The sequence below is a fragment of the Roseibium sp. AWQ4_290 genome (assembly GCF_056160985.1).
On record NZ_JBSWYG010000006.1, the window covers coordinates 98,384 to 115,748 of the forward strand.

A 17,365-nucleotide genomic window follows, 5' to 3' on the forward strand; every position below is an offset into this window, starting at 1 on the left:
TCACGCTCCTTGTGTGCCTGAGTTCGACGCTGCGGCGCGATTGCGGCAGGCGCGTTGGAGCAGGGACGCCAGCCGGGCCGCTCCGGCCGCCAGTGTGTGCCGGGCACCGATATGGGCGGCCGCCGCCCGGCCCATCGTCATGGCCATGTCCGGGTGGTCAAGAATACGGCGCAGATTGGCCGCGAAGGCCTCCACATCGCCTTCCGGTGACAACAGCCCCGTGTCCCCATGGCGCACAATATCGGGAACGCCGAATGTGGCGCCTGCCAGGACGGCCGTTCCCGCCGCCTGCGCCTCCAGAAAGACAAGACCGAACGCTTCCCGGATTGCTGGCCAGACCAGAAGATCATGGGCCGCGTACTGGGCTGGCAGATCCTCCGGCGGCAGGGCCCCTAAAAAAGTGATCCGATCTTGCGGAAAAAGGGACAGGATATGGTCCCGGCAAGGACCGTCACCGACAAGGGTCAGATGCCAGGGCCTGTCTGTGAGCATTTTGAGGGCGCTTGCCAGAACCTCATAGGAGCCGGTTTTGTCCCCCTCGCGCATCATGCCCACTGTGAGCAGCCTGAACGGCGTGTGCACTGACGAGCGGGCCGTCAGTCCTGCGGCCTGAAACGGGCTGGCGTCCAGAAAGGGCAGGACGACTTGAAGACGGTCTTCGGCCACGACCGGGCGCAGGCAGTCAAGATCGGCGCTGTGGATTGCTGCAACTGCATCCGCCCGCTTCAGGGCGGCGTCTGCGGCGGCGAACCCGGCCGCCCAGGAGCCGGTCTGACGTTTTGGCGCCCGGCTTGCCTCGACAATCGCGTAAGGAAGGCCGAACCGCTCGGCAAGTGCCGGGCCGATCCAGTCAGGCGCCTTGTGGTAGAGGTGATAGGTCAGAAACAGATCCGGCCGGTAGCCCTCCCGGGTCCAGTGATCGGCAATTCGCTCCGCTTCCGACAGGGCCTCCCGATGCAAAAGGCCGCTGTTTAGGTCCGCGGGGTCCTTGCGCCAAGACCGGAACCGGCTGGCAATGCGCACCTCGTGGCCGAGGCTTTCGAGGGCCCTGACGATCAGCCGTCCCATGGTCCTGTCTCCGGAGGGAACCGGATGGTCCAAAGGCTTCATTGGAGCGGTGAAGGCGATTTTCATAAGCGGTCCCTGAAGGGTGGCCAGACACGCTGTTTATATACGCTTTTCAGGCATGCGGTCCGGACAGTCTGTCCGGGAGGCGGTCCGTTCAGGCGGTCCGGGCGGGCGGTTTGAGCCGTGAGCGTCACAGCACCTTACGAAACTTCTCCGCCAGCCGGTCAAGCCCCGGATCGGTCGAAAACGCGCTGCGCACCCGTTTTGCCGCTGCCAGACCCAGAAGATGGCGCTTTTGCGGATCCCTGATCAGCTTCGCAAGAGCGGCCGCCAGCTGCACCGGCGCGCCAGGCTCCACAAGGCATCCGGTTTCGTCATCCAGGATCAGTTCAGGGATTGCGGAAACTTTGGTGGACAGGCAGCACAGCCCCATGGATTGGGCTTCCATCAGCACGTTCGGCAGGCCGTCCCTGTCGCCCGTGCGGGCAAGTTTGGAGGGCAGGACGAAGAGATCCGCGTTCCGGCAGGCCGCGATCACCTCTTCTCGCGGCTGGGCGCCGCGCCAGGTAATTCTGTCGGACAGGCCGAGGCCGTTCGCCATGGTCCTGAGCGTTTCGGACAGCTCTCCGCCACCAATATGGGTAAAGTGCCAGGCAAGGTCTTCAGGCAGTTGGGCAAGGGCGGCCATAAGGTCGTCATATCCCTTTTTTTCCACCGCCCGGCCGACTGAGACCAGCTGCACCGGTGTGGTTTTGCCGTCACGGGGGGAGACGGTGCCGTCAGGCTCCGGAAAGCTGGAAAAATCCAGCCCATGATAAAGCAGCTCCACTTTGTCCGGATCGTCCGAAAGGCGTTTTAAGTGATCCACATTGACCTTGGTGCAGGTGACCCCCCAGGCCGCATCGGCGATCTTGGTCTTCAGGTCCCAGTCCGGGCTGGTCCAGATGTCTTTGGCATGGGCGGAAAAGGACCAGTTGCGCCCGGACAGGTGCGCGGCGTAGCGGGCCGCCGAACAGGGCGTGTGCAGGTAATGGGTGTAGATCCAGGTGATGTCTTCCGGCAGCTCATGGGCAAAGACGCAGCCCTGTGCCCAGCGCCGCTGCCGGTCTGCGCTTGGCTGCCGCCGGTAGTCGGCGTCAAACAGCGCTTTGGCCGCGCCATAGGTGGGTTGCTTTTGCGCCCATCGTTTAGCTGCCGCAACCCGGGCCGGATCGTCCTTCACATATTCGGGCAGGTAGAGAACCTCTGCCGAGATCTGCCGGTGCAGATCATGAATGTAAGGGTCATAGGGCTTGCGCAGGGCTACGATCAGGATGTCGATACCGCGTCTTTCCAGCCCCAGCATTTCCTGGGCGATAAAGGTTTCGGACAGGCGCGGATAACCTTTGACCACAACGGCGATACGGGACATGGACCGGGTCTTCTTGTCGTTCGGGAGGGGAGGTCAGAAATTGACCAGCTTGGCGTCAGTGTCTTTGGGCGCTGAACGCTCGAAAATGTCTCCCACCCGGTTGGAAATCACATCAAGCCCGTCGAGCAGATTGTCGACCCCGGCTGAGGAGGGAGAGGAGAGGGACGGAAGGTCGGAGAGGGCGGCGGACATGAGGTCTGAGTCGGGATAACGGTCGATCGGCAGTACCTTCAGCAGGCCGCTTCTTTCCGCCCGCTCGGCCCGGATCGCCTGTTCACGGCGCGGGATCACACGCGGCACCATCAGGGTCGGTTTGTCGAAGGACAGGATCTCGCAGAAAGTGTTGTAGCCGCCCATGCCGACAATGGCGGTGGCACTGGCCAGATAGGGCTCGATCTGGGGCGTGAACCGGATGATCTCCACATCGCGCAGATGTTCGGCCCGCTCGCTGAACTGGGTCGCTGCGGCAGCAGGCATGAATGGCCCCAGCACGATCAGGGCCGGAAACAGCGGACGCTGGCGGGTCTCGTAGGCGCGCATCACCCAGTCGACCATTTCCACCCCGTCGCCGCCGCCGCCGGGGGTCACGAGAATATAGGGCTCTTCACCAAAGGGAGAGGGGACGGGGTGATCCTGGGCGCGCTCCGGCAGGTCCCGCCGGAGATAGCCGGTATAGCGTAGCTTGGCCGTCACGCAGTCAGGAACGTCAACGCCTTCCAGCGGATCGCAAATGTCCTTTGGTCCGTAGACCCAGATCTCGTCATAAAGATCCTTGAGCGCGGGATAGACATTCTTGCGGTCCCATTCTTCGCGCAGGACATCCGGGTCATCCATGACATCGCGCAGACCAAGCACCAGCCGTGTATCTGTCTGCTTGAGCGCTTCCAGCGTTCCCAGCACTTCGCCGCGCAGGCCGAGCGGCTCCTTGTCCACGATAAAAATATCAGGCTCGAACACCTTGGCTGTGTGCTCGATGATCGAGGAGCGTATGGCCAGGGTCTGGTCGATGTTGATGTGCAGCGAAAGCGGGGTGTATTCGCCGTTGCGCAGCTTGATCACGCCGGGAATGCGCACAAAATCAACGCGGGAGCGGAATTCGAAACTGCCGATGATCGGCGAGCCGGACAGGATCAGGACAGACAGGGTGTCGAAGTCGCCGACCAGGGCATGGGCAATGGCGCGGCAGCGCCGCAGATGGCCCAGCCCGAACGAGTCATGACTGTAGATCAGTATTTTCGGCGTCTTGGAACTCATACTGGACCTGAACAAAAACTTCCCCAATGAGTTTATGTCTCAATTGCCGGGCACTTGTCACGCCCTGATGTGTATGCAAACGAAGTCCATCCAACAAGTGCAGAAATGCCGTTGTGGCAAACCATCAACCGGGCTGGCACACTGGTGCCTGAGGGAGGTAGGATCGAAAAAGCCTATTTTGCTGAGGTATGTGTTGATGCCGGTTCTAAAAGGTCCGGGCGCTCTGCGGATGTCTGGGCCCCGTGCCGCCTTTGGTCCTGTGAGCGGGCGCCCGCATGCGCCGCGTCCGGCGGGGGCGGGCCTGTGACCCGGCAAACAGGTCATGGTCATCGTCAACTGCCTTTGATACAAGCTGAAATCAATTGCAAAAGCACGTCTGTTTCGTGACGTTTGGATGAGTTTATGGAAAAAAGTCTGTTTCGCTTTATTTGGAAATACAGTGCCCGTCAGCAGATCTTCATTCTCATGGTCACGGTGCTCACCTATCCGGTGGTGTATTTCCTGCTCGAACTGCCAAAGCTGATCGTCAACGATGCCGTGCAGGGCGACAATTTTCCGCGCAGCATTCTGGGGGCCGATTTCGATCAGGTTCCCTATCTGGTGCTGTTGTGCTGCACCTTTCTCGGCCTTGTGGTCGTTTCCAACGGCCTGAAATTCTATCTCAATGTCTATAAGGGCCGTTTGGGTGAGCGCATGCTGCGCCGCTTGCGCTTTGAACTGTTCCAGCGGGTGCTCCGCTTCCGCCTGCCGCATTTCCGGAAAGTGAGCTCCGGCGAAATCATTCCAATGATCACCTCAGAAGTGGAGGATGTCGGCGGCTATATCGGCGAGGCGTTTGCGCTTCCGGCCTATCAGGGCGGCATGCTGGTTGTGCAGCTGGGCTTCATTTTCATGCAGGACCCGCTTCTGGGGCTGGCTGCAGTCAGCTCCTACCCGATCCAGGGTTATGTCATTCCTATGCTGCAAAAGCGGGTTGTGCTGCTGTCGCGCAAGCGGGTGAAGAATGTGCGCGTCATCGCGGACAAGGTGGGCGAGAGCATCACCGGGGTGGCTGAAATTCATGCCAATGACGCGGCGGCCTGGCATTCGGCGGATATTTCCGACCGGCTTTATGAGAATTTCAAGATCCGCTACGAGATCTTCAACCGGAAATTCCTTATCAAGTTCCTGAACAATTTCATGAACCAGCTGACGCCGTTCTTCTTCTATCTGATCGGCGGGTATCTGGTGATTGAGGGCAACTTGAGCATCGGCGCGCTGCTGGCGGTCATCGCAGCCTATAAGGATCTGGCCGGACCTTGGAAGCTGCTCCTGTCCTTCTATCAGATGACAGCGGATGTGAGCGTCAAGTACCAGACTGTGGTGGAGAATTTCGATCCGTCGGACATTCACGGCACGGAACGGCTGACCTCCGATGAAAGCGTCCGGCTGGATGGCGATGTGAGATTCGACCGGGTGAGCTTTTCCGGCGGCGCGGCAGGCCAGGAAGTCCTGGATGTGTCGCTTGAAGTCCCTGCCGGAACGGCCTGTGCGATTGCCGGGCCGGACGGTTCTGGCCGGTCCGAAGTGCTGCAATTGGCCGCCGGGCTGGTGTCGGCCTCCTCCGGCAAGGTTGAGATCGGCTCTCATGATCTGGACAAGCTCACTGACGCCACTTTGGGCCGGGAGATCGCCTATGTGGGGGGGGCAGTGCATGTGTGGACCGGCACCATCCAGGACAATCTGCTTTATGGCCTGCGGCACCGGCCGCTTGTGCCGCCCGAACGGGATGCGGAGGAGGAAAAACTCTACAAGCGCCGGGTCAGCGAGGCGAGCCTGACCAAGAACCCCATCTACGATATGGCCGCAGACTGGAACGACCTGTCTGCAGCCGGGGTGGACAGCGATGCGGAGCTTCAGGAAAAGGCCCTTGAACTGCTGGAAACAGTTGGTCTCGACAACGATATCTACCGGCTCGGGCTGCAATCCCGGCTTGACCCGTCGATGAATGATGAATTTGCGGAAAAGATCCTGTCTGTCCGCAAGACCCTGGCTGGCCGGATCGCCGAAACCCCGAAGCTTGCCGGTCTTGTGGAATTGTGGAGCCCGGACCGCTTCAATGCCAGCGCCAGCCTTGCGGAGAACCTGTTCTTTGCCGTGCCGTCCGATCCGGAGATCACCATGGATCAGGTGCCGGATCTGGAGGAGGTCAAAACCTTCCTGGCCGAGACCGGTTTTGACAAGAAGCTGCAGCAGGTGGGGCAGAAGATTGCCGAGACCATGCTGGAACTGTTTGCCAACGTCTCCGGTGACAGCGGTCTTCTGGGAACCTATTCCTTTATCAACCAGGATGAACTGCCGGAATTCGAGCGCATTGTTCGGATCGCGAAATCCGGTCAGCAGAAACCCGGTTTGACCGATGCGGACCGGTCCCGGCTCATGGGGCTGGCCTTCAAGCTGGTGCCCGCCCGGCACCGCCTCGGGGTCATGACCGACGAATTGCGGGACGAGATCATTGCGGCCCGCAAGCGGTTCCTGGACGGGGTCGTAGCCCCCAGTGACAGGTTCGTGACCTTCAACCCGGATGTTTATCTGCCGCCGCTGACCATTGAGGACAATCTTCTCTTCGGCCGGGCCCGCGTTGACCGCCGGGATGCCCGCCGCCGCATAGACGAGGTGATCCGCACCATCGTGGAAGAGACGGGCCTGCGCCGGCCGGTGATTCATGCCGGGTTCGGCTATCATGTCGGGGTGGCCGGATCGCGCCTGTCAGCCGGTCAAAGACGGCGGATTGCGCTTGTCCGCGGCCTTTTGAAAAACGCGAAAATCACCATATTGGATGACATTGCAACCGGCCTGACCGAAGACGACAAGGCGCTGCGCAATGCCCTGCGGCAGGTCCTGTCCGGGAAAACCTTCCTGTATGGAACTTCAAATGCAGAAATCGCCGCCGAATTCGACCGGCGCTACACCTTGGATCAGGGACGGATTTCAGAGAATGCGTAGATAAGTGCAAGTGTTCTTAAAAGGCGTAAGATCTTACGAACGCGATTGCATGCCAAGAGGGATATATGCCAGAAGAAGATGAGGCCGGGAGCAGAGTATGACGCTTGAAACTGAAGTCGAAGCCCTTCGAAAAGTTCCGTTGTTTCACGGGATTGACGAGACAAAGCTGCGCCTGCTTGCCTTTATCAGCGAGCGGACCGAGTACCGCCTGAATGAGCGCATGTGCTCCCAGGGGGAGGAGGGCGATTGTGCATTCATCATTCTGGCAGGGGCAGCCGATGTTCTGGTCGACACGCCCGAAGGCGAGAAGAAGGTCGCCCAGGTGGGGGAGAATTCCATCCTTGGGGAAATCGCCATCCTGTGCGACGTGCCCCGCACGGCGACCCTGGTCGCAGCCAGCGACATGGATGTGCTGACGGTCTCAAAAGACGACTTCTTGAAACTCTTGAAAGAATTTCCTGATATATCGCTGGAGGTTATGCGGACACTTGCGCTGCGCCTGGAGCGGACGACCCGGGATCTGGCTGACGCAAGACGTGAGAATGCCGGCGGTTAGGCCAAGGGAACGACCTGGAGACGTGGTTTGTGAGACATAAAACGGGATATGACGGGAAAGGAATCGCGCGGCGTGTCTGTGATATGCCGCCGGAGTGTTTCGGGCCGCTGCAGCGTCCCATGTCCCGCCGGGCGGCAGGCACCGGCATGCCACGTCCCGCTGCCCGGGCCCGGTTTCTAGCCATGTCTCTGTCCCGGCCAGATCGATCCGGACCATACCGGCAGCATGGTCACATCGCCTTGGGAGACAACCGTGGCAGATGACTTCTTTCTCCGCTGCTGGGGTGCCAGAGGCTCCACTCCCGCACCGGGGGCCAGTACGCTGCGCTATGGGGGGGAGACGGCCTGTTTCGAAATCCGGGCGGGAGACGCCCTTGTTCTGGTGGATTGCGGATCGGGCGCGCGCAATTTCGGCATGGAGCTGTGTAACGGCAAGACGCGCGAATTCGATCTGCTCTTTACCCACACCCATCTTGACCACATTTGCGGTCTGCCGTTTTTCAAGCCCGCCTATGACCCCAATTTCAAGGTAACCGCTTGGGCAGGCCATTTTCAGGACGGCACCCAGCTTATCGACATTGTCAGCCGGATCATGTCGCCGCCGATTTTTCCGGTCGCCGCCAAGACCCTGAAAGCGGTCGACTTCAAGCGGTTTTCGGCCGGAGACGACATTCCCCGCCAGGATGACCTGCGCATCCGGACGACGAAGCTGAATCATCCGGGCGGAGCGTGCGGGTACCGCTTCGATTTTCAAGGGAAGTCGATCTGCATCATCACCGACCATGAACATGGCGAGCCGGACATCGACGCAGCCTTGCCGGAATTCGTCAAGGGCGCGGACATCATGATCTATGATGCCATGTTCACCGACGAGGAATACCCAACCTTCAAGGGATGGGGCCATTCGACCTGGCAAAAGGCGCTGCAACTGGCCCGGGCCGGGCAGGTGAAAACCCCGGTTCTCTTCCACCATGACCCGCGCCGCTCGGACGACGAACTCGACGAGATCGGCCTTGCCGCCCAGAACGCCTATCCGGGCACCCTGATCGCCAGCGAAGGCATGATCCTGACGCCTTAAGGGCGGGCTGAAAGGAAAAGTGTCCTTCTGGCCTCCTGTTTGCCCCCGATCAGGCGCTCCGGCGGCTTCAGGTGAAGAAGAGTGTGCAACAGCTGGCCGTCAGGTTGCTGGCGGCGGAGATGCCCATGCGATGCGAGGAGGTGGGCGTTGAACCGCTTAAACGGTCCAGACCATCCATTGCCTTTAAGTCCGGGGAAAATACCTCGAAGTCTTCAGAAAAAATTCCGGATCTGATGAGTTGAAAGCGGCTACAATATCAAGCCGCAACACAAATCATTCGGTTTTTGCGGGGGCAGCTGGCTCGATGTTTCTGAAACTGAAATTCGGCGACACCATAGCCGCAGAACGCGACGTGGGGCGTAAATATGATTTTGTATGCTGTGCGACCAGGTTTTTTGATTTTATTACTTTTGTCTTCTTACTTTGTCTTCTAGCATATCGTAAAAACCGTTAAAGTCCGTCGGTTCTGGAAATTTTTTTCTATAATCTTCACGAACTTTGCTAGTCAGCCCTATGTACCATTTGATAAATGACGACTTATAGTCTTCTCCCCCCCCCCAATTCGCCAGTTCATACTGATCCTAGGGAATCCAGGATAGACTAGCCAAGGGGGGCGCGGAACAGCTTTTTCTAGCTCAAATCTACTTTTCCTATTCTGAAGATTTTCATTTAGTCTAGCAATCTCGTCCCGAATGTCATCTCGAATACCGAACTTATTGTTGCTCATACCGAAAACTCCATTTGCCTCACCTTGTCCTTTAAAAGGTAATGCGCTGCCGCTAAAAATTAAACAAGATGCAAAGAAAATAACTAACATCAGAGAAGCATCAATAGTTGAGCATGTCCTGCCAGGTCGGCGCCTGACGGGCTTCCACAATCGTTCTACTTGGAATCGGCCCCAAGTGCAGAACCTCATGTTCGTTCGCAACATTTTCCCTAGCCTCCACCGTGCGTGGCTATTTCTATTGCTGGCGCGATACCGGCCTTTGGCAGACGATCAACCCCATCCTTATTGCAGCCACGCGGGAACTGGAACGACGCGAGGCCTCTCCCTCTGCCGCTGTCATCGACAGGCAGAGTGTGAAAACCACCTAAAGCGGCGGAGTTTCAGGCTATGATATGGGCAAGAAGATCAAAGGCCGCAAGCGCCATATCATCACCGATACACTTGGCCTGATGCTGTTTGTGCTGGTTCATGCCGCCGACATCCAGGACCGGGACGGTGCGCCCGATGTTCTAAAAGCCATCCGGGACCAGTTCCCCTGGCCGCGCCATCTTTGCCGACGGCGGCTACGCGAGCGACAAACTCCGTGCCGCATTGGTCGGCTGCGGAGTGTGGACCATAGAAATCAAAAAGCGCTCAGATACCGCAAACGCCTGACATGTACTACCCCGGTGTTGGGTGGTGGAACGCACCTTCGGATGGTTCGGACGATGCCGCCGGCTGGCAAAGGTCTGGGAAAAATCCGTCGAAAGTGCCACCACATGGGTCAACATCGCCAGCATCAGGGTCATGACACGAAGGCTCGCAACCTATTGTCAAGTCTCATAAATTTTTTGAATCGGTTTCTTAGACAGTGTTCAGGGCGAACTATTTAGACAATAAAACTAGAAATTAATGTCAGTATATTAAATTCTTTTACGATAAGAGTATCCTCGCAATATTTTATCTCCCTCACGGAAAGGTTCAATATTGGCGAGGATGTTGGACAGTTCCATTCTAGAGCTAAAGGTGTCAACATAGTTGAGAAGCCCTGCGGACTTCATGTTGTCGAAATCAACATAAAACTCGGATAAGATATCGTCGAACATCTCACCTGAATTGGCTTCACTTTCTGCGTACTTCAGAACTATTTCCCAATTTCGGGTCGTAATATCCCATTCAATGTATGCTTCCATGAGCGAGCACGAAATCTCTCCAAGCATTGCCTGCCCTAACATTGCTTGCCCGATGAGTAGTTCTAAGGCTTTGGAATTAGGCATCTCATTTACCCCAACTAGGTAGAACAGGAATAGTACCTGGAGTTTATACCAACCGACATTATTCAGAACCGATGGGCGCAGTCCCGCATACCGAATGACATGATAGTCCAGGGCTGATCGATAAGTCTGTTCCAGGCGCGGCAACAGGTATCTACGATCTGGTTGTCTGATTAGAAGTGGCCCCGTTTGATTGAACAGTTTGGTGCTGCTTCTTAAGTGGATCTTTCGCCTTCAAAGCCGCTAATGCGACTTTGGCCTTGAATGCAGCGCTGTGATTTCGTCTCGGTCGTCTTGCCATCTTCACTCCTTCATGCCGACAAAATTGTCGGATCTGGAGCAAAAAATCCACTTAACACAACTGTTCAGATTCTTGGGGCCAGCTTTCCCCCATCATAGATGGCCGCCAGAGCCAAAAGGCGGCGCGTCTGATCTGCATCTGAAGACAAACGGGCACGTTGGCGAAGCATCAAAGCATCAAAGCATCAAAGCATCAAAGCATCACAATCAGTGCGAAGCGGGATCGGTGCACCCATGGCAAACTCCTTATGTTTGCCATTCTGAATCATATTCGAAGCCGCTTGGGAAACCTAAGGAGTCTCAAATTTCGTCGCTTGGTATAAGGCACTCAATTTCCTGCCTGCTTCCAGCATACAGAAGTTATTGGCGCGAGGTTCGCGATAGCTGCATTGAGGCTGTTGAAAACAGTAATTTCGAAAAAAAGAAGAAAAGTACTTTTCTCTCCTCAAATTCAAGGAAAAAATTTCCAAAGAATTCGCTCTAAAATGTGACAGGAGCAATTCATTGTCGCAGGTCTTGAAAGAGCCTTTGATCCAGAGGTTCGAAATTTTGCCAAAAAAATGGCGGCCTAATTGGCCGCCGAAAAAAACAACATACTTAAAAAATTAGGTCGCTCGCCGGTTGCAGGAATGCGGGAATTCCTATGATGCTGCCGGAATCAGCCCTGCAACTTTAATAAGCGCTGCGTCAAGCTGGTCAACACGACCTGCATCTTGTTTATAGGCTGTATGCATTAATGGCATGGTCCAATTGGACTATAGGCGCACATTTATTATAGGTTGTGTCGCGGTTGCGGGTTTGGAACCTTGCGGCAGAGCGTATATGTCCATGGACGTAAGGCGGAAAGGGGCGGAAGTGGCCGTAACGACGCAGCAGTATAGGCACCTGTCAAACCTTGCAATTGCGGCCGCGATGGCTCCGGACGGCTGGCGGGATTTTCTGGACGCCATGGGGCAAGCCCTTGGCACTTATATCGGAACCCAGCTGATCGGCTACGATCAGACCACGCAAGCCGCCCCCCTTGCTTATACGGCCGGCTATGATCCGGATGTGCTGGCGCTCTATCAGGACCATTATGCGGACAAGAATCCCTATGCGCTGAATTTTCCGAAATGCCGGATTGGCGAAGCGGTCCCAAGCGGGGCGCTGTGCGATCCGCGCGCCATCAAGCGCACGGCCTTTTTTGCCGATCTGCTTCAACCCCAGGGCGACATCTATTGCGGCGGGGGAGTGCTGCTGGCGCTTGATACGGACCGCATGTTCCTGATTGGCGGCAACATGCGGGCGCGGGATCAGGACAAATTTGAACAGGCCTGGGTTGATCTGTGTGCCCTTCTGACGCCGGTGATCCAGCACTCGCTGGCGGTCAACCAGATGATTGAGGGGCTGAATTTTGAAAAATGGGCTGCTGAACAGCACTTGCTCGGGGGCGGCACGGCTGTGATCGTGGTCGATGCCGATCTGACGATCCAGTATACCTGCGCACTGGGGCAAACGCTTCTGTCCTGCGGCAAGCTGTTCGGCAGCGACGGGTTCCGCCGCCTGGAGTGCGGAAGTGACGCGGCGCGGGGGGGCTTCCTGACGCATCTCCGGCAACAGGCCAATGGAAACGGCCAGGTTTTCAAGAATATCAGGCTGCGCGACGCGGACGGAGATGAGTGGATCTGCAGAAGTATGGGGCTGCGGCTGGGGGACCTGGACCGCTCGCCCTTCGGTCCGTTCCTGACTGTCTCCGGTGCGGCCACGCTGCTTGCGGTCAAACGCCTGTCCGCTGAGGTGTCGCCGGTCAAACAGCTTCAGAATTGCCTGACCTTGAGCCAGGCTGAGGCCCAGTCGGTTCTGCTGCTGGCGGAAGGGGCAACACCCGTCGAGATTGCGGCCAAACGCAGGGTGAGTGTTTACACCGTGCGCAATCAGATCAAGGCGGCCCTGTCGAAAGCGGGCTGCCGCAGGCAGAGCGAACTGGTGCGCAAGGTGGAACAGCTGCGGCTTCTGGCAGGCTGGTAATACCAATCGCAATTGATGATGCCCTATTTGATTTCCCAATTCCGTTCAACGGCTAGTCGCATCGCGAAACCCGGTCTGGTTGACCGGATAAGCGGTGCAACGATGTCCGATGGGCGGAATTGGGTCACCGGAGGCCGCGCTTGGAGGGGCTTCGGACGTTGTCGCACGTCTGGCCCGATACCCCGTATCGACCTGCGACGCGCTCCTGGCCGAAGACCCTCCAAGCGTGATCAAATAGGGCATCATCAATTGTGATTGGTATAAGTCCACGATGATGCATCCGTCTGGGAGCATTCCTACTGCCAAAGGCCGGGATCTCCTCCCCGGTCGGCACAAGACTGCGGTCCGTTTTCACAAGCGGTCACTTTTGCGCGCAGCTCTGTTGCTTCTTCCGGGGCAACGGAGGACACTCCGCTCGTCTTGTCAGGTGACTGGGTGTCATGACCTCATTGTCTCAGTATTTGCGATACATCCTTCAGGGCGGGCCGCCGGAGACCGGGCTGCCGGAGCGGGTGCGTTCCGAAATCCGCGGCCGGGAAACCTCATCAGAGCGGCTGATCGGCTGGGTTCAGCTGGGGCTCGTGCTGTTTTTCTCAACCCTTTATGTCATCGCGCCGAGGGCGGAGGGCGCAGCCGGGTTCAACTTTGTGCCCTTTGCGCTCGGGGCCTATTTCCTGTTCACCATACTCCGGCTCATGTTGTCCTACCGCTATGAGCTGCCGCAATGGTATCTCCTGATTTCCATCGGGGTGGACATGGCGCTGCTGGTGGGGCTGATCTTCTCCTTTCACATTCAATATGACCAGCATCCCGCCTTCTACCTGAAAGCGCCCACCCTGATGTATGTGTTCATTTTCATTGGTCTGAGGGCGCTGCGTTTTGACCCGAGATTTGTTTTGACCACCGGGCTTGTGGCTGTGTGCGGCTGGCTGGGGCTTGTCTTTTATGCGGCCTTTGCGGATATGGACGGTATGCGGGTGACCCGCAATTATGTGGAATACCTGACCGGCAATTCGATCCTGATCGGCGCGGAGCTGGACAAAACCATGGTCATCCTGACGGTGACGGTCATCTTGTCCGCCGCCTTGTACCGGGGCCGGTCCATGCTGTTTGAGGCAACGAAAGACCACGAGGCCGCCAAGGATCTGCGCCGGTTCTTTGCTCCGGAAGTGGCTGCCTCCATCACCGGGGCCCAGACCGCGCTGGAAGCCGGGGAGGGCACGTTGCGCGAGGCGGCCATTCTTTACGCCGATATCCGCAGCTTCACCGCCACATCAGAAACCCTGGACCCACAGGCCGTGTTGTCGGTGCTGGCGCAGTATCAGAGCCTTGCAGTTGATGTGATCAATCAGGAAGGCGGGCGGGTGGACAAGTTTCTCGGCGATGGCATCCTGGCTACTTTCGGCGCTGTCCATCCGTCAGACACCTACGCTGCGGATGCCTTGCGGGCGGCCGAAAAGCTGGTGGCCTGTGTGGCGGTGCAGCAGGACCGGTTCCAAACCGCAGGCTGGCCGGGGCCGCTTCGCATCGGAACGGCCGTTTCGGCCGGGACCGTCACGGCCGGTGTGATCGGTTCGAAAAACCGGCTCGAATTCACAGTGATCGGGGATGCGGTCAACCGGGCTGCGAAACTGGAAGACGCAAACAAGAGCCAGCGCTGTGCGGCGCTGACAGACCAGGCCACGTGGCAACTGGCCCTTGAGCAAGGATACGAGCCTGGGGCCGCAGAGCCGCGCCCGGGTGTCCATGTCGCCGGTATCCGCCATCCGGTCGATCTGGTGGTTCTGGCTGGTGAGCAGCCATTTCCCGCTTGACCGGATCTTTCTGGCCAAAAAAGTGTGTACGGCTTGAGCAGCCCGAAATGCGCTTGACCCGGTGCGGTTTCTCGGACACTTTGCATGTTCGTGTTGACGTTTTCGTCAATATATATAGAAAAACTGATATAAGTCAGTATTTTGAATGAAGCGGGAGGTTCGCTTGAAACTGGATTCATCACTCGCAGCTGTCGTAACGGGCGGCGCATCGGGGCTTGGGGCGGCGACCGCCAGATTGCTGGCTGCAGAAGGCGTGAAGGTCACCATTTTTGACCGGAACGTGGAACAAGGCAAAGAGGTGGCTTTTGAGATTGGCGGCCAGTTCGCGGATGTGGATGTGACCGATCAGGCCAGCGTTGAACAAGGCTTCGCAGTGGCCCGCAGTGCCCACGGGCAAGAACGCATTCTTGTTAATTGCGCGGGCATTGCCCCAGTGGCCAAGACCACTTCCCGCGGCGAAGCCCATCCTATGGACATGTTTGAAAAGGTGATTGCGGTCAATCTGATCGGCTCTTTCCGCTGTCTTTCCCAGGCCGCGACCGGCATGGCAACGCTCGATCCGGTCACGCCGGATGGCGGGCGCGGGGTGATCGTCTCCACCGCGTCGGTTGCAGCTTTCGACGGTCAGATCGGCCAGGTCGCCTATGCGGCCTCCAAGGCCGGTGTGGCCGGTATGACGCTGCCGGTCGCCCGGGACCTGTCCAAGCTGGGGGTTCGCGTCATGACAATTGCGCCTGGCATCTTCGAAACGCCGATGCTGCTGGGGCTGTCCCAGGAGGTTCAGGACTCCCTTGGTCAGCAGGTGCCGTTCCCCTCCCGGCTCGGCAAGGCAGGCGAATACGCCCGGCTGGTCAAGGCGATTTGCGAGAATGACATGCTCAATGGCGAAACGATCCGTCTGGACGGGGCTATTCGCATGGCGCCCCGGTAAAGATCCTCAGGGCCTTGCTCGCATCCTGAAATGGTGGTTCTGCTTTGTCGCAGGGGCGCTGCAGGGGAATGGTGTCTTTTACGAAGACTGTTCTTTAAATTTTCCGTAAGGTCGGCTACTCCAAGGCAAAGAAGTTTCTTAGCGTCACGGAGTGGCAATGTCCGCTAAAATCCACGAACTTGCACCGCACCATCTGCCGTATTTCATTCCATTGGCAGATGGCAGCGATCCGATGATGAGAAATGTTCTCATAGCGCTCATCATCCTGGTCGTTTTGCTTGGCACCTTTTACCTCTACCTGCATTCCCTTCCGGAGCGTCTGGCCCATAAACACGGGCGCATCCAATTCGAGCTGGTGGCGGTTCTCGGGCTTTTGGCGCTGTTCACCCACAATCAGGTCTTCTGGGTGGCTGCGCTGGTGCTGGCCTTCATTCAGCTTCCCGACTTCATGACACCGCTGGAAACGATTGCCAGCTCGGCCCGCAGGATGGCCTTTGGAACCGGGGAGGATCCGGGGGAGGGGAGCGAGGGGCCCAATGGCGAGGGGACCTCGCATGGGCCCGGAGCGACGTCTAGTGCCGTGCAGAGCGGGAAGATTGCGGCCAGTGCTGAACGTCCGGCCGCGCCGGCGTCCGCTGAGCTCGAAGGCGCGGCTTCCGCCGCTCCGGATCAGGGCAAGACCCCCTAGAGCGGAAGGACAGCTGATGTTTGAGACGCTCTTCAGTGCGATGATCACCATCTTGCCGGACTATCTGATCCGCCGCTATGTGCAGGGCAAGCGGATCGGACATGAGATCACGCTCTATTCCGTCTGGTTCGAGCTGCGCTACGGCATTGTGACCTGCCTCATGCTCACCATTACCCTGATCACTCTGATCTTCTATTTCCATCCCACCTCCCAAAGCGCGGTGTCCACGTTCCGGACCGTGGCCATCCTGCCCGAGGCGACCGGCCGGGTGGAGGAAGTCTTTGTGCCGCTGGATCTGGAAACAAATGTGAAGACCGGTGATCCGCTGTTTAAGCTGGACAGCAGCCGTCAGGAAGCCGACGTTTTGACCGCCCGGCAGCAGATTGAGGAGATCAAGGGCGAGATAGCCCTGGCCGAGGGCGAACTGGCGGTGGCGTCCGCGCAGGTGGATCAGGCGGCCGCGTCGCTGAAACAGGCGCAGGACGAGCTGGAAACCCGGCAGGAGCTGTTTGACCGCAACGCCAATGTGGTCAGTGAGCGGGATCTGGAAAAGCTCCAGAACACGGTCGATACACGCGCAGGCGGTCTGGCGGCGGCGGAAGCCAACAAAGAGCTTGCCGAGACCCGGATCAACGTGGCCCTGCCAAGCAAGCTGAAAAGTGCCGAAGCCAGGCTTGCCGAAGCCGAGGTCGAACTGGACAAGATGACGGTTTCAGCCAAGGTGGATGGCCGGGTGACACAATTCGTGCTGCGGCCCGGGGAGATTGTGACACCCCTGATGCGGCCTGCGGGGGTGATCATTCCCGATAATTCCCTGCATCAGCGGATTCTGGCCGGGTTCGGCCAGGTGGAAGCCCAGGTTCTCAAACCGGGCATGGTCGCCGAAGCCTTTTGTCCTGCTGTTCCGTTCACCATCATTCCGCTGGTGATTACGGATGTGCAGGAAGAGATTGCCAGCGGGCAGGTGACCTCCGGAAGCCAGCTTCTGGATGCGGGCAAGGCTTCCAAGACGGCGACCATCACAACGGTGCTTGAGCCGCTTTATGAAGGCGGGCTCGACCGGTTGCCTCCCGGGGCGAGCTGCACGGTCAACGCCTATACCAGCAACCATGAAAGACTGCATTCGGACGACAATCTGTCGACCGGGCAGTTTGTCTTTCTGCATGTGATCGATACGGTCGGGCTGGTCCATGCGCTGATCCTGCGCAGCCAGGCCCTGCAATATCCGATCCGGGCACTGGTTCTGACCGGTCACTGATCCCGTAGTGCGTCTCATCCCGCGCGGCAAAGCCCT

General features: G+C 58.1%; 12 protein-coding genes and 1 pseudogene. 9 read left to right on the forward strand and 4 right to left on the reverse strand.

Annotated features, from left to right (window positions below):
• From ACXAH0_RS07895 to ACXAH0_RS07905, 3 genes are all read right to left on the reverse strand, one after another.
• The gene (locus ACXAH0_RS07895) at window positions 1–1,134 is read right to left on the reverse strand and encodes a glycosyltransferase family 4 protein (RefSeq protein WP_475190150.1); all 1,134 of its coding nucleotides are present in this window, start codon (window positions 1,132–1,134) and stop codon (window positions 1–3) included.
• A gap of 124 nt (window positions 1,135–1,258) precedes the next feature.
• The gene (locus ACXAH0_RS07900; protein ID WP_475190151.1) at window positions 1,259–2,479 is read right to left on the reverse strand and encodes a glycosyltransferase family 4 protein; all 1,221 of its coding nucleotides are present in this window, start codon (window positions 2,477–2,479) and stop codon (window positions 1,259–1,261) included.
• 33 nt (window positions 2,480–2,512) lie between these two features.
• On the reverse strand, window positions 2,513–3,733 hold the full coding sequence (locus tag ACXAH0_RS07905) for a glycosyltransferase family protein (RefSeq protein WP_475190153.1): 1,221 nt from the start codon (window positions 3,731–3,733) through the stop codon (window positions 2,513–2,515).
• Window positions 3,734–4,135: 402 nt separating this feature from the next.
• On the opposite strand from ACXAH0_RS07905, the gene ACXAH0_RS07910 reads away from it, so the two are divergent.
• The 4 genes and pseudogenes from ACXAH0_RS07910 to ACXAH0_RS07925 form a co-directional block, all read left to right on the forward strand.
• The gene (locus ACXAH0_RS07910) at window positions 4,136–6,718 is read left to right on the forward strand and encodes an ATP-binding cassette domain-containing protein (protein ID WP_475190155.1); all 2,583 of its coding nucleotides are present in this window, start codon (window positions 4,136–4,138) and stop codon (window positions 6,716–6,718) included.
• Between the two features lie 97 nt (window positions 6,719–6,815).
• The gene (locus ACXAH0_RS07915) at window positions 6,816–7,274 is read left to right on the forward strand and encodes a Crp/Fnr family transcriptional regulator (protein ID WP_475183152.1); all 459 of its coding nucleotides are present in this window, start codon (window positions 6,816–6,818) and stop codon (window positions 7,272–7,274) included.
• A gap of 252 nt (window positions 7,275–7,526) precedes the next feature.
• Window positions 7,527–8,351, forward strand: coding sequence for an MBL fold metallo-hydrolase (locus tag ACXAH0_RS07920; protein ID WP_475183149.1), 825 nt, complete (start codon window positions 7,527–7,529; stop codon window positions 8,349–8,351).
• A gap of 930 nt (window positions 8,352–9,281) precedes the next feature.
• Window positions 9,282–9,903 (forward strand): annotated as a pseudogene (locus ACXAH0_RS07925) (IS5 family transposase); the annotation flags it as partial.
• Between the two features lie 77 nt (window positions 9,904–9,980).
• On the opposite strand, the gene ACXAH0_RS07930 reads toward ACXAH0_RS07925, so the two are convergent.
• Entirely contained in the window at window positions 9,981–10,478 is a 498-nt protein-coding gene (locus ACXAH0_RS07930) for a hypothetical protein (protein ID WP_475190156.1), read from the reverse strand.
• 981 nt (window positions 10,479–11,459) lie between these two features.
• Here ACXAH0_RS07930 and ACXAH0_RS07935 point away from each other — a divergent pair.
• The 5 genes from ACXAH0_RS07935 to ACXAH0_RS07955 all read left to right on the forward strand — a co-directional run bounded on the left by ACXAH0_RS07935 (window position 11,460) and on the right by ACXAH0_RS07955 (window position 17,329).
• Entirely contained in the window at window positions 11,460–12,638 is a 1,179-nt protein-coding gene (locus ACXAH0_RS07935) for a helix-turn-helix transcriptional regulator (RefSeq protein ID WP_475190157.1), read from the forward strand.
• A 440-nt stretch (window positions 12,639–13,078) separates the two neighbouring features.
• Entirely contained in the window at window positions 13,079–14,452 is a 1,374-nt protein-coding gene (locus ACXAH0_RS07940) for an adenylate/guanylate cyclase domain-containing protein (protein WP_475190158.1), read from the forward strand.
• A gap of 163 nt (window positions 14,453–14,615) precedes the next feature.
• Window positions 14,616–15,383, forward strand: coding sequence for an SDR family NAD(P)-dependent oxidoreductase (locus ACXAH0_RS07945; RefSeq protein ID WP_475186332.1), 768 nt, complete (start codon window positions 14,616–14,618; stop codon window positions 15,381–15,383).
• A gap of 157 nt (window positions 15,384–15,540) precedes the next feature.
• The gene (locus tag ACXAH0_RS07950) at window positions 15,541–16,071 is read left to right on the forward strand and encodes a hypothetical protein (protein WP_475190160.1); all 531 of its coding nucleotides are present in this window, start codon (window positions 15,541–15,543) and stop codon (window positions 16,069–16,071) included.
• A 16-nt stretch (window positions 16,072–16,087) separates the two neighbouring features.
• Window positions 16,088–17,329 (forward strand): HlyD family secretion protein, encoded by a 1,242-nt coding sequence (locus ACXAH0_RS07955; protein ID WP_475186337.1) that lies wholly within the window; start codon window positions 16,088–16,090, stop codon window positions 17,327–17,329.
• The last annotated feature ends 36 nt before the right edge of the window (window positions 17,330–17,365 follow it).